Source organism: Streptomyces sp. Da 82-17 (assembly GCF_046098215.1).
Lineage (GTDB): Bacteria > Actinomycetota > Actinomycetes > Streptomycetales > Streptomycetaceae > Streptomyces.
The window spans coordinates 176,428-188,594 of the sequence record NZ_JBJURH010000001.1; the positions used below are offsets into that span (position 1 = coordinate 176,428).

The following is a 12,167-nucleotide window of genomic DNA, read 5'->3' on the forward strand; positions in this document are numbered from 1 at the left end:
CGCCCTCGCGGGTCAACCAGCCGTGCACATGGGCAAGTTGAGACGCACGGGACGGCCGGGCCGGCCTGCCGTCAGAGGAACTTGGCCTTGCCGGGGCCCTCTTCGACGAAGCTGCGCATGCCGCGCTCACGGTCCTCGGTGGCGAACAGACCGGCGAACCAGGTGCGTTCGACGGCGAGGCCGGTGTCGATGTCCGTCTCCAGGCCGGTGTCCACGGCCTCCTTGGCGGCGCGCAGCGCGAGCGCCGGGCCCTGCGCGAGCTTCGCGGCCCAGGCGTGCGCCTGCTCGTACACCTCGGCGGCGGGGACGACGCGGTCCACCAGGCCGATGTCCAGGGCCTCCTCGGCCTTCACCATGCGGCCGGTGAAGATCAGGTCCTTGGCCTTGGACGGGCCGACGAGACGGGCCAGCCGCTGGGTGCCGCCGGCGCCGGGGATCAGGCCGAGCAGGATCTCCGGCTGGCCGAGCTTGGCGTTGTCGGCGGCGATCCGGTAGTCCGCGCAGAGCGCCAACTCGCAGCCCCCGCCCAGCGCGTATCCGGTGACGGCGGCGACGACGGGCTTCGGGATACGGGCCACGGCGGTGAACGAGTCCTGCAGGGCACGGGAGCGCAGCACCATGGCCGCGTGGTCCATGTCCTGCATCTCCTTGATGTCCGCGCCGGCCGCGAACACCTTCTCGCCGCCGTACACGATCACGGCCCGTACGTCGTCGCGCTGGGTGGCCTCCTCGGCGAGCTCCTTGAGCCGGTCCTGGGTGGCGATGTCGAGGGCGTTCATCGGCGGGCGGTCCAGTCGGATCGTGCCGACGCCTGCGGAGACTTCGAGATTCACGGTCATGCAAGGGAGGCTAACGGGCGTTCACGCCGAAGGGCCCGGTGCCGTTGGTCACAGCCCCGGGCCCCCGTACGACGACGGCTACTTCTCCCACTCGTCCCAGGCGAGGTTCCAGGCGTTGAGCCCGTTCCACCACTGGATCTGCTTGTCCTTGGAGTTCTTCACGATGACGACGTCGCCGATGATCGACTGGTCGTAGAACCACGCGGCGGGCGTCTTGCTGTTGCCGCCGCCGCGCTGGTCGCGCAGGCCGACGCAGCCGTGGCTGACGTTGGTGTTGCCGAACGTGGAGGGCGCGGCCCAGTAGTTGCCGTGGATGAAGGTGCCGGAGGTGGACAGGCGCATGGCGTGCGGCACGTCCTTGATGTCGTACTCGCCGCCGAAGCCGACCGTCTCGCCGTTCATGCGGGTCACCTTGTGCTTCTCGGTGATGACCATCTGGCCGTTGTACGTGGTGGTGGCCGGGGCGCCCGAGGTGATCGGGATGGTCTTGATCCGCTTGCCGTCGCGCTCGATCGTCATCTTCTTCGACTTGGCGTCGACGGTGGAGACCTGGCTGCGGCCGATGGTGAACGAGACGGTCTTGGCCTGCTCGCCGTAGACGTCGGGGCGGCCCTCGACGCCGTCGAGGTTGAGCTTCACGGTGACCTTGGTGCCGGGCTTCCAGTACTTCTCCGGGCGGAAGTCGAGGCGGTCGTTCCCGTACCACTTGTGGCGGATCTCGACCTTCGGCTCCGCGGTGACCTCGATGGCCTTCTCGACGGCCTCCGGGCTCGTGATGCCGCGGGTGAAGTTGACGGAGAACGGCATGCCCACGCCGACCTTCGAACCGTCCTCGGGCGTGAAGTGGCCGATGAACGTGTTCTGCGGGGTGAGCGTCGTGAACGTGGTGTCCTTGGCGGACGCGCGGCCCGCGGAGTCCTTCGCCGTGGCGTGGACCTTGTACTTCGTGGAGGCGGCGAGGTGGTGGTCGGGCTTCCAGGCCTTGCCGTCGGCGGCTATCTCGCCCGGTATCTCATTGCCCTTGGTGTCCTCGACCGTGACCTCGGTCAGCTTGCCCTCGTCCGCCGTTATCTTCAGGGCGCCGCTCGTCGCCACCGACTTCGCGCCGTCCTTGGGCGCGATCGTCACGACGGCCCGCGAGGGCTCGTTGGCCCTGGCCTTGTCCGCGCCCTTGTTCTTCTCGTCCGCCTCGCCCGCACCCCCGCAGGCGGTCACGGCGAACAGTGTCGCCGCCAGTACGGCGGTCAGTCCGGCCCGCCTCCGCCCGCTGCCGCGGCGCCCCCGCGCCGCGCCCACCGATGCCCCCGATATCGGTCGCCCGTTCACGATGTGTCTCCCCTCGCCAGGCCCGTACGCATGGGCCCCGCACCCCTGGCGCATCCCGCGCACACCGCAAGATTAGCCGCACCACCTGGGAAGACGACTCCCCCGGAATGTCACTGTTCAGTCCCAAGTGGTGCGGCCGAAAACGGGGGTTCAGCCGGGCGACGGGTCAGCGGTGCAGGGCCGAGCCGGCCTTCCACTTGTTCCAGTCCATGTTCCAGCCGCTCAGGCCGTTGTCCGGGTCGACCTTCTTGTCCTGGGAGTTGACGACCTCCACCACGTCGCCGATCAGGCTGCGGTCGAAGAACCAGCCCGCCGGGGTGTCCGAACTGCCGCCCTTGACATCGCGCAGGCCGACGCAGCCGTGGCTCACGTTGGTGTTGCCGAACGTGGACGCAGGCGCCCAGTAGTTGCCGTGCAGGAACGTGCCGGAGGTGGTGAGGCGGATGGCGTGCGGCACGTCCGGGATGTCGTACTCGCCCTTGCCGTCGTCGTCCGTGAACCCGACCGTGGCGCCGTTCATGCGCGTCACGTCGAGCATCTCGGAGATCACCATCTTCCCGTTGTACGTGGTGTTCTTGCCGCCGCCCGCGGTGATCGGCAGCTTCGACAGGACCTCGCCGTCCCGGCGCACCTCCATGGTGTGGGCGGCGGCGTCGACGACGGAGACCTGGCTGCGGCCCACGGTGAAGCCGAACTGCTTCTGCTGCAGGCCGAACACGCCCTTCGCGCCCTCCACGTCGCGCAGGCCGAGGTCGACGGTGACCTGGGTGTCCGGCTGCCAGTAGTCCTTCGGCCGGAAGTCCAGGCGGGTCTTGCCGAACCAGTGCCCGGCGATCTCCACGGGCGGGTTCGAGCTGACCCGGACGGCCCGCTCGACGGCCTTCCGGTTCTCGATCTCCCGGTTGAACTCCAGGGAGACGATCATGCCGGTGCCGACCGTCGACCGGTTCTCCGGTTTGACGTACGCGACGAAACGCTCGTCCGGCACGAACGTCGTGAACGTGGTGTGCCGGGCGTGGCGGCGGCCGTGGCCGTCGAGGGCGACCGCGTCCACCGTGTACTTCGCGGCGAGCGCGAGCCGCGGCTCCTCCGGCTCCCAGCGCAGCCCGTCCTCCGAGATCCGGCCGGGCACGACGGTGTCCTGCGCGTCCTGGAACTTGACGACCTTCACGGACTCCAGACGCCCGGCCGGGACCTCGACCTCCAGCTCCTGGTCGGCCCGGACGCTGCGCTCGCCGTGCCCGGGGCTGATCCGGATGGCGTCCTCGGACGTGCCCTTGCCGAACACGGCGTCGACCGAGTCGATCCCGCTGCCGGAGCAGCCGGTGAGGGCGGCGAGCAGGGCGGCGAGCCCGACCCATGTCAGTACGGCGGCCATACGGGCCGATGCGCGCGGAACGCGTGTCGCTAGAGGTGTCACGCATCGACAACGACGCCCCCGGGCCGGGGGAAACGTCGAGGGTGCCCCGGACGGGGCCCGCCCCGCGGGGGGGGCTCGGCCGCTCGGGCGGGGCGTCAGCCCGTCAGGCTGTCCCGCCACGCCTTGTGCAGGGACGCGAACTCCCCCTCCCCCGCGACCAGTTCGGCGGGCGGGCCGTCCTCCACCACTGCGCCGTCGGACATCACAAGGACCCGGTCGGCGATCTCGACCGTGGAGAGGCGGTGGGCGATCACGACGGCGGTACGGCCCCGCAGCACCGTGTGCATGGCGTGCTGGACGGCGCGCTCGCCGGGGACGTCGAGGGAGCTGGTGGCCTCGTCGAGGATGAGGACGGCCGGGTCGGCGAGCAGGGCGCGGGCGAACGCGACGAGCTGGCGCTGGCCCGCCGAGATGCGGCCGCCGCGCTTGCGCACGTCCGTGTCGTACCCGTCCGGCAGGGACGCGATGAAGTCGTGCGCGCCGATGGCCCGGGCCGCCGCCTCGATCTCGGCGCGGGTCGCGTCCGGGCGGCCGATCGCGATGTTCTCCGCGACCGTCCCGGAGAACAGGAACGCCTCCTGCGTGACCATGACGACGCCGCGCCGCAGCTCGGGCAGGGCGAGGTCGCGCAGGTCCGTGCCGTCGAGGAGGACGCGGCCCGTGGTCGGGTCGTAGAAGCGGGCCAGGAGTTTGGCGAGGGTGGACTTGCCGGCGCCGGTGGAGCCGACGACGGCGACGGTCTGCCCGGCGGGGATCGTCAGGTCGAAGGGCGGCAGGACCTCGCCGCCCGTGCGGTACGCGAAGCTCACCCCGTCGAACTCGACCGTGCGGCCCGGGTGTTCGCCGCCGCGTTCGGGCAGCGGCTTCGGCTCGGCCGGCTCGGGCACCGACGGGACCTGGGCGAGCAGTCCGGCGATCTTCTCCAGGGACGCGGCCGCCGACTGGTACGAGTTGAGGAACATGCCGAGCCGGTCGATCGGGTCGTACAGCCGCCGCAGGTACAGGACGGACGCGGCGAGCACGCCGAGGGCGAGGGTGCCGTCCGCGACCCGGTACGCGCCCCACAGCACGATGGCGGCGACGGCCGTGTTGGCGACGAGCCGGGAGCCCACCACGTACTGCGCCATCTCCAGGAACGCGGCGCCGTTGACGCGTTCGTGGCGGTGGTTGAGCCGCGCGAACTCGGCGTCGTTGGCACGCTCGCGGCGGAAGGCGCGGACCGGGCGGATGCCGTTCATCGTCTCGGCGAACTTCACGATCACCGCGGCGATGGCGGTGGACCGCTGCCGGAAGATCCGCCCCGCGCGTCTGCGGTAGCGCCGCACCAGCAGGTACAGCGGGCCGAACGACGCCACCGCGACCGCCCCGAGACCGAGGTCGAGCCAGAGCAGCAGCGCCGAGATGTACGCGAACGACAGGACGACCGTGAGGAGTTCCTGCAGGCCCTCGCTGAGGAGCTCGCGCAGCGACTCGACGTCCGTGGTGGACCGGGAGATGAGCCGCCCCGACGTGTACCGCTCGTGGAAGTCGAGCGACAGCGCCTGCGCGTGCCGGAAGATCCGCCCGCGCAGGTCGAGCAGCACGTCCTGGTTCACGCGGGCCGACGCCCTGATGTACGCGTACTGCAGCCCGGCGGCCGCGGCCGCACAGCCCGCGAACCCGGCGGCGACGGCGAGCAGCGGGCCGTGGTCGTGGGCGCGCAGCGCGGGCACGCCGCGGTCGATGGCGTACGCGACGAGCAGCGGGCCCGCCTGCACGCCGGCCGTCTGCAGCAGGAGCAGCAGCGCGGCGACGACCACGCGGGCCTTGAGCGGCGCGAGCAGGGAGCGCAGCAGCGCGCCGGTCGCGCCGGGGGCGGCGGGCAGCTCGTCCCGGTCGAACGGATCGTCGCGAGGCGGCGGTTCGGACGCGGCCTGCGGCTTGCTGTCGACGGTGGTCGTCAACGGTCCCCCTCGGGTGCGGCGGCGGGCCGGTCGTCGCGGACGGTCGCGGGCGTAGGGGGTCCGTTCGGGGGTGCGGTCGCGCGGGGTCCGTTCGGGGGTGCGGTCGCGCGGGGTCCGTTCGGGGGTGCGGTCGTACGGTGCGCGTCCGCGCCGGACATCAGCCAGGCGTACTCCGTGCTCTCGCGCAGGAGTTGCTGGTGGGTGCCTACGGCGGTGACGCGGCCGTCGGAGAGGAGGGCCACCCGGTCGGCGAGCAGCACTGTGGACGGGCGGTGGGCCACGACGAGGGCGGTGGTGTCGGCGAGGACGCGGCGCAGGGCGGCCTCCACCAGCGCTTCCGTGTGCACGTCGAGCGCGGACAGCGGGTCGTCGAGCACGAGGAAGCGGGGCCGTCCGACGACCGCGCGGGCGAGGGCCAGGCGTTGGCGCTGCCCGCCGGACAGGCTGAGGCCCTGCTCGCCGACCTGGGTGTCGGTGCCGTGCGGCAGGCGGTGCGCGAAGTCGGCCTGGGCGACGGCGAGGGCACGCTCCAACTCTCGTACGCCCGTGTCGTGTTCGGGGTCGGCCGCGCCCATGAGGACGTTCTCGCCGACGCTCGCCGAGAACAGCGTGGGCTCCTCGAAGGCGACGGAGACGAGGCGGCGCAGCTCCTCGCGCGGCAGGGCAGTGATGTCGACGCCGTCGAGGGTGATGCGGCCGGACGTCACTTCGTGCAGCCGCGGCACCAGCGCGGTCAGCGTCGTCTTGCCGCTGCCGGTGGCGCCGACCAGGGCGAGGGTCTCGCCGGATCTGATGTGCAGGTCGACTCCGTCGAGGACGGGCGGAGCCTCGGGCGGGGCGTCGGGATAGCGGAAGGTGACGTCGGAGAAGACGAGGCCGCCGTCGGCGCCGGTCGGGTGCGAGGGCGCCGCGCCACCCGGGGGCGTCTCCGACTCCGGTGCCACGTCCATCACTTCGAAGTACCGGCGCGTGGCCGCGGCCGCCTCCTGGCACATGGCGAGCAGGAAGCCGATCGACTCGACCGGCCAGCGCAGCGCGAGGGCCGTCGACAGGAACGCCACCAGCGTCCCCGCCGAGAGCGCGCCGTCGGCGACCTGGAGCACGCCGAGGACGAGGGCCGCGCCGATCGCCAGCTCGGGCAGGAGGACGATCACCGCCCAGATGGAGGCGAGCAGTTGGGCCTTGCGCAGCTCGGTGCCGCGCAGCGTGCCGGAGAGGGCGTGGAAGGCGCGGGCCTGCGCGCGGTGGCGGCCGAAGCCCTTGATGACGCGGATGCCGAGCACGCCCTCCTCGACCACCGTCGTGAGGTCGCCCACCTGGTCCTGGGCGCGGCGGGCGATCGCCGCGTACCGCCGTTCGAAGAGGGAGCAGAGGACGACGAGCGGGGCGACGGGGGCGAGCAGGACCAGGCCGAGCGTCCACTCCTGGGCGAGCAGCACGATGGTGCCGACGAGGATCGTCACGCCGTTGACCAGCAGAAACGTCAGCGGGAAGGCCAGGAAGAGGCGCAGCATGGTGAGGTCGGACGTGCCGCGCGAGAGGAGCTGGCCCGAGGCCCAGCGGTCGTGGAAGGCGACCGGCAGGCGCTGCAGCCGCTGGTAGAGGTCGGCGCGCATGGCGGCCTCGACGCCGGCGAGGGGTCTGGCCACGAGCCAGCGCCGGAAACCGAAGAGCAGCGCCTCGGCGACGCCGAGCAGCAGCACGAACAGGGCGCCCAGCCACACCCCGCCGGGGTCGCGGCCCGCGACCGGGCCGTCGACCAGCCACTTCAGGACGAGCGGGATGACGAGCCCGACGCAGGAGGCGACGATCGCGACGACGGCGGCCGCCCCGAGCCGCACCCGCACCGGCCGGACGTACGGCCACAGGCGCAGCAGCGTACGGACCGCGGAAGGGGGCGGTTCGGGGGCGGTGGGCGTGGTCGGCGCCTGGTCTGTGGTCATCAGGAGCGAGCCTAGGGTTCACCACTGACAGTCCCAACGGGTTTTGGTGTGCGGGGAGTTGGGGGGGGGAGAGCTGGGGGCGGTCGAGGGGCTTGGAACGGAACTGACCGGTCCGCGCACCGGGCGGCCCTGGGTCGCGCCCGAGGCCGCACCTGAGGCCGCCCCCCGAGGTCGTACCGCCGCATCAACCGATCGGCTGATGCCGCTTCGAGCGCGATGGGCGATGCCGGGGCGGGGCCGCTGCCGGGAGGCTCGGGGCATGGCAATCATCGAGGTAAGGGACCTGCGCAAGGTCTACGGGGGCCGGCCCGCCGTCGACGGTGTCTCCTTCGCCGTCGAGGAGGGCGAGATCTTCGGTGTTCTCGGACCGAACGGCGCGGGCAAGACCACCACCGTCGAGTGCGTCGAGGGGCTGCGCGTCCCCGACTCCGGTTCCGTACGGGTCGCCGGGCTCGACCCGGTCGCCGACCACCGCGAGGTGACGCAGCTGCTCGGCGCCCAGCTGCAGGAGAGCGAGCTGCAGGCGAAGCTCACCGTGCGGGAGGCGCTGGAGCTGTACGGCGCGTTCTACGCGAAGCCCGTCGACTGGCGGCCGCTGGCCGAGCGGCTCGGGCTGGGCGAGAAGCTGGGCACGCGGTTCGCGAAGCTGAGCGGCGGGCAGAAGCAGCGGCTCTTCATCGCGCTCGCGCTGATCGGCGGGCCCCGCGTGGTCGTGCTCGACGAGCTGACGACGGGCCTGGACCCGCGGGCCCGCCGGGACACCTGGCGGCTGATCGAGGAGGTGCGGGCGAGCGGCGTGACGGTGCTGCTCGTGACTCACTTCATGGAGGAGGCGCAGCGGCTCTGCGACCGGATCGCGGTGATCGACCGGGGCCGGATCGCGGCGCTCGACACCCCGTCCGGGCTGATCAGGCGGTCGGCGAGCTCCACCGTCATCTCGTTCACGCCGTCCCGGCCGCTGGACCGGCACGAGCTCGGCGAGCTGCCCGCGGCGACGTCCGTGACGACCGACGAGCGGGACGGCCGGATCACCGTCACGGGCACCGACGACACGGTGAACGCGGTGATCACGCTGCTCGCCCGGCGCCACGTCACGGCCCGTCAACTCCGGGTCTCCGACGCCACGTTGGACGACGCGTTCCTGGACCTGACGGAGGCGGCACCGGAAGCGACGACGGCCCCCGAACCCGCATCGGCCGACCCATCCGCCCCTGCACCCGAGTCCGAGGCCACGACAGGAGTCACCCCATGACCGCGCCCACCGCACTCACCGTCGGCACCCCTTCCCGCGCCACCGGGGCCGTCCTGAAGGCGGAGCTGACGCTGTTCAGGCGGGAGCCGGGGTCGCTGTTCTGGATCATGGTGTTCCCGACGGCGCTGTTCGTCGTGCTCGGCACGATCCCCGTCTTCCGCGAGGTCGGTGAGGCGGTTCCGGGCCTGCGGCTGATCGACGTGTACGCGCCCATCGCGATCCTCACGTCCCTCTTGATGGCGGCGGTCCAGGCGATGCCTCCGGTGATCACCGGCTACCGCGAGCAGGGCGTCCTGCGGCGCATGTCGACGACGCCGGTACGGGCCGCCACGGTGCTCGGGGCGCAGATGGCGCTGCACGGGGCGGCCGCGCTGGTCTCGGCGGTCCTGACGCTCACGGTGGGCGCCCTCGTGTACGACGTGCCGCTGCCGCGGCAGGGCTTCGGGTACGCCCTGGCCCTCGCGCTGTCGGTGTGCGCGGCGCTCTCCCTGGGCGCGCTGCTCTCGGCGCTCGCGCGGACGCCGAAGGCCGCGGGGGCGGCGGGTGCGCTGGCGTTCTTCCCGATGATGTTCAGCGCGGGGCTGTGGATGCCGGTGCAGACCATGCCGGAGGCGCTGGGCCGGGTCATGGAGCTGCTGCCGTTCGGCGCGGCGTCGCAGGCCCTGAGTGCGGCGGCGGCCGGCGACTGGCCGAGCCTCGCCCACCTGGCGGCCCTCGCCGTCTGGACGGTCCTCCTCACCGGCGCCGCGGCCCGCTGGTTCCGCTGGGAGTGAGCCGGGCGGTGCACCAGACTGAGCCCATGGGCACCAGCAGCCGACGCACCCCACCCCGCACGCCGACGAGGACGCCCGACACCACGACCCAGGCGGGGCGCCCACCCACGACAGCAAGCGACGCGTTCGGCACCGACGGCCCCGCCGCAGCCACCGACCGCCCCGCCCCCTCCCCCACCACGACCACCGGCCTCGACGCGGCCGCAGCGCACGCGCTGGTTCAGCGGCGCTGGGAGGGGTTTCTGCGGTGGGGGCCGTACGTTCTGCTCGGGTTCACCGCCGTGCTCGTCGCCGTGACCTCCGGGATGCTGCTGGAGTCGACGGCTGAGCGGTGGGCCGCGGCCGGGCTGATCGCGGGCGGGTTCGCGCTGCAGGTGTGGTGGAGCGTGGCGGGGCGCGGAGTGTGCGGGCCGGGGCTCGTGGGCTCGGTGTACTACTGGGCGCGCTGGGGCATCGGCTTCGCGCTGTCCTGGCTGAACCCGTTCGCGGCGTTCTACGCGGTGCTCGGCTACTTCGGCGCGGAGCGACTGCTGCCGCGCCGGATGCTGCCGGCCGGCCTGTTCGCGAGCGCGGTGACGATGGCCGGTTCGCAGTCGGGCGGGTTCCCGCCGAAGGACCTGGGCGGCCTGGGCCTGTTCTGCGCGGTGCTCGCCGTGCACATCGCGCTGATCTACGTGTTCGGCCGGCTCGCCGAGCACGAGGAGCAGCGGGCGACCGTCCACATGGCGACCATCGCCGAGCTGGAGCAGACCAACGCCCGCCTGCAGCAGGCCCTCGACGAGAACGCCGCGCTGCACGCCCAACTCCTCGTACAGGCGCGGGAGGCGGGCGTCGCGGACGAGCGGCGGCGGCTCGCGGCGGAGATCCACGACACGATCGCGCAGGGCCTGACGGGCATCATCGCCCAGCTGCAGGTGGTCTCCGGCACCGACGACCCGGCCGTCGCCGGGCAGCACCTGGACCGGGCCGCCGCGCTCGCCCGGCACAGCCTCGGCGAGGCCCGCCGCTCCGTGCAGAACCTCGGCCCGGCCGCCCTGGAGCACCACGCGCTGCCCGAGGCGTTGCGGCAGACGGTGACCGAGTGGGCCGAACGGACCGGCGTACGCGCCCAGTTCACGGTCACGGGCACCGCGGAACCGCTGCACGACGAGATCGAGGCGACCCTGCTGCGCATCGCCCAGGAGGCGCTGTCCAACACGGACCGGCACGCCGGCGCGGGCCGGGTCGGCGTGACGCTGTCGTACATGGCCGGCGAGGTCGCCCTGGACGTGCGGGACGACGGCCGGGGCTTCGACCCCGTGTCCGTACGGCCGCGGTCCGGCTCTGGCGGGTTCGGGCTCGACGGGATGCGGGCGCGGGCGGAGCGGGTCGCGGGCGCGGTGACGGTCGAGTCCGAGCGAGGGCGGGGCACGGCGGTGTCGGCTCGCGTACCGTTGCTGCGCCATGACCAGTGACCGTGACCGCATCACTCTGCTGATCGTCGACGACCACCCCGTCGTACGGGACGGACTGCGCGGGATGTTCGCGACCGCGCCGGGCTTCGACGTGCTCGGCGAGGCCGCCGACGGCGTCGAGGCCGTCCGCCTGGTCGGCGAGCTCGACCCGGACGTCGTCCTCATGGACCTGCGGATGCCGGGCGGCGGCGGGGTCGCGGCGATCGCCGAGCTGAGCCGGACGGGGGCGCGCGCCAAGGTCCTGGTGCTCACCACGTACGACACCGACTCGGACACGCTGCCCGCGATCGAGGCGGGCGCGACCGGCTACCTCCTCAAGGACGCCCCGCGCGACGAGCTGTTCACCGCGGTCCGCGCCGCCGCCGAGGGCCGTACGGTGCTGTCCCCCGCGGTCGCCTCGCGCCTGGTGTCCCGGGTGCGCACGCCCGCGGGCCCCGGCGGTGAGCCGCTCTCCGCCCGCGAGCGGGAGGTCCTCGCCCTGGTCGCGAAGGGCACCCCGAACCGGGAGATCGCCGCGGAGCTGTTCATCAGCGAGGCGACGGTCAAGACCCACCTGACGCACATTTACGGCAAGTTGGGCGTGAAGGACCGTGCGGCGGCGGTGGCCACGGCGTACGACCGGGGCATTCTCGGCTGAACCGGACAGGCGGCGGGGCGCGGGTTGCGCACATCGGCGCGCGGTCCCGTGACAGTTCTGTGACGACGGCGCAGCGGGTCCGTTGTTCTGGATGCATAGGTTCGCGGAAGACCGTGATGACTGGACCCGTGATGACTGATCTGCCTCGAGGAGGAAGCATGGCCGAGGGGCCTGATCCCGAGAAGCGGTTCGACGACTCCGAACTGCTCGACATGTCCCAGGGCGACCCCGCGCAGGCGCGGCTGCTGCGCAAGTCCCTGGAGACCCTGGCCGCCGGGCACGGCGGCGACGCGCTGAAGGAGATGGCGCGGGACGTCCTCGCGGGGCGCTCCAGTCTGCGGGAGGCGGCGAACGTCTCCGCGTACTCGGAGCAGCTGATCGAGCAGGCGCGGCCGATGGCCGAGAAGTGGGCGTCGATGTCGGAGCTGGAGCGCGAGGAGGTGGCCGCTGAAGGGCGGCGCGCCATCGCCGCCGAGCAGGACGAGATCGACGGGGAACGGCGCGAGGCGGCCGCCGAGGCGGCGAAGAAGTCACGGCACGACGGCCGCGGCTGGTCACTGTACTGAGGGGCGGGGCGGAC

General features: G+C 72.8%; 10 protein-coding genes. 5 read left to right on the plus strand and 5 right to left on the minus strand.

What is annotated here, in order from left to right; all coding sequences use genetic code 11:
• Window positions 1-71 precede the first annotated feature (71 nt).
• The 5 genes from ACIDOF_RS00790 to ACIDOF_RS00810 form a co-directional block, all read right to left on the minus strand.
• On the minus strand, window positions 72-839 hold the full coding sequence (locus tag ACIDOF_RS00790; RefSeq protein ID WP_409003617.1) for an enoyl-CoA hydratase/isomerase family protein: 768 nt from the start codon (window positions 837-839) through the stop codon (window positions 72-74).
• 78 nt (window positions 840-917) lie between these two features.
• The gene (locus ACIDOF_RS00795) at window positions 918-2,165 is read right to left on the minus strand and encodes an Ig-like domain-containing protein (RefSeq protein WP_409003618.1); all 1,248 of its coding nucleotides are present in this window, start codon (window positions 2,163-2,165) and stop codon (window positions 918-920) included.
• 166 nt (window positions 2,166-2,331) lie between these two features.
• Window positions 2,332-3,543 (minus strand): Ig-like domain-containing protein, encoded by a 1,212-nt coding sequence (locus ACIDOF_RS00800; RefSeq protein WP_409003619.1) that lies wholly within the window; start codon window positions 3,541-3,543, stop codon window positions 2,332-2,334.
• A gap of 137 nt (window positions 3,544-3,680) precedes the next feature.
• Window positions 3,681-5,528, minus strand: a complete 1,848-nt coding sequence (locus tag ACIDOF_RS00805) for an ABC transporter ATP-binding protein (protein WP_409003620.1) — start codon at window positions 5,526-5,528, stop codon at window positions 3,681-3,683.
• The gene (locus ACIDOF_RS00810; RefSeq protein ID WP_409003621.1) at window positions 5,525-7,471 is read right to left on the minus strand and encodes an ABC transporter ATP-binding protein; all 1,947 of its coding nucleotides are present in this window, start codon (window positions 7,469-7,471) and stop codon (window positions 5,525-5,527) included. Before ACIDOF_RS00810 ends, ACIDOF_RS00805 begins: the two co-directional genes overlap by 4 nt.
• Window positions 7,472-7,730: 259 nt before the next feature.
• On the opposite strand from ACIDOF_RS00810, the gene ACIDOF_RS00815 reads away from it, so the two are divergent.
• The 5 genes from ACIDOF_RS00815 (at window position 7,731) to ACIDOF_RS00835 (ending at window position 12,153) form a co-directional block, all read left to right on the plus strand.
• Entirely contained in the window at window positions 7,731-8,723 is a 993-nt protein-coding gene (locus ACIDOF_RS00815) for an ABC transporter ATP-binding protein (protein WP_409003622.1), read from the plus strand.
• Complete coding sequence (locus tag ACIDOF_RS00820; protein ID WP_409003623.1) at window positions 8,720-9,496, plus strand: ABC transporter permease; 777 nt, start codon at window positions 8,720-8,722, stop codon at window positions 9,494-9,496. The genes ACIDOF_RS00815 and ACIDOF_RS00820 overlap by 4 nt, the downstream gene beginning before the upstream one ends.
• Window positions 9,497-9,522: 26 nt before the next feature.
• Window positions 9,523-10,950 carry a sensor histidine kinase gene (locus ACIDOF_RS00825; RefSeq protein WP_409003624.1) on the plus strand — a complete coding sequence of 476 codons (1,428 nt, stop codon included), beginning with the start codon at window positions 9,523-9,525 and terminating at the stop codon, window positions 10,948-10,950.
• Window positions 10,940-11,587, plus strand: a complete 648-nt coding sequence (locus ACIDOF_RS00830) for a response regulator (RefSeq protein WP_409003625.1) — start codon at window positions 10,940-10,942, stop codon at window positions 11,585-11,587. The genes ACIDOF_RS00825 and ACIDOF_RS00830 overlap by 11 nt, the downstream gene beginning before the upstream one ends.
• Window positions 11,588-11,745: 158 nt before the next feature.
• A complete protein-coding gene (locus tag ACIDOF_RS00835) occupies window positions 11,746-12,153 on the plus strand; it encodes a hypothetical protein (protein ID WP_409003626.1) in 408 nt (135 codons plus the stop codon).
• Window positions 12,154-12,167 lie beyond the last annotated feature (14 nt).

Coding starts and splice junctions, on each gene's coding strand:
- ACIDOF_RS00815 (WP_409003622.1), top strand. CDS start 7,731: ATGGCAATCATCGAGGTAAGGGACCTGCGCAAGGTCTACGGGGGCCGG.
- ACIDOF_RS00825 (WP_409003624.1), top strand. CDS start 9,523: ATGGGCACCAGCAGCCGACGCACCCCACCCCGCACGCCGACGAGGACG.
- ACIDOF_RS00835 (WP_409003626.1), top strand. CDS start 11,746: ATGGCCGAGGGGCCTGATCCCGAGAAGCGGTTCGACGACTCCGAACTG.
- ACIDOF_RS00830 (WP_409003625.1), top strand. CDS start 10,940: ATGACCAGTGACCGTGACCGCATCACTCTGCTGATCGTCGACGACCAC.
- ACIDOF_RS00810 (WP_409003621.1), bottom strand. CDS start 7,471: ATGACCACAGACCAGGCGCCGACCACGCCCACCGCCCCCGAACCGCCC.
- ACIDOF_RS00820 (WP_409003623.1), top strand. CDS start 8,720: ATGACCGCGCCCACCGCACTCACCGTCGGCACCCCTTCCCGCGCCACC.
- ACIDOF_RS00800 (WP_409003619.1), bottom strand. CDS start 3,543: ATGGCCGCCGTACTGACATGGGTCGGGCTCGCCGCCCTGCTCGCCGCC.
- ACIDOF_RS00790 (WP_409003617.1), bottom strand. CDS start 839: ATGACCGTGAATCTCGAAGTCTCCGCAGGCGTCGGCACGATCCGACTG.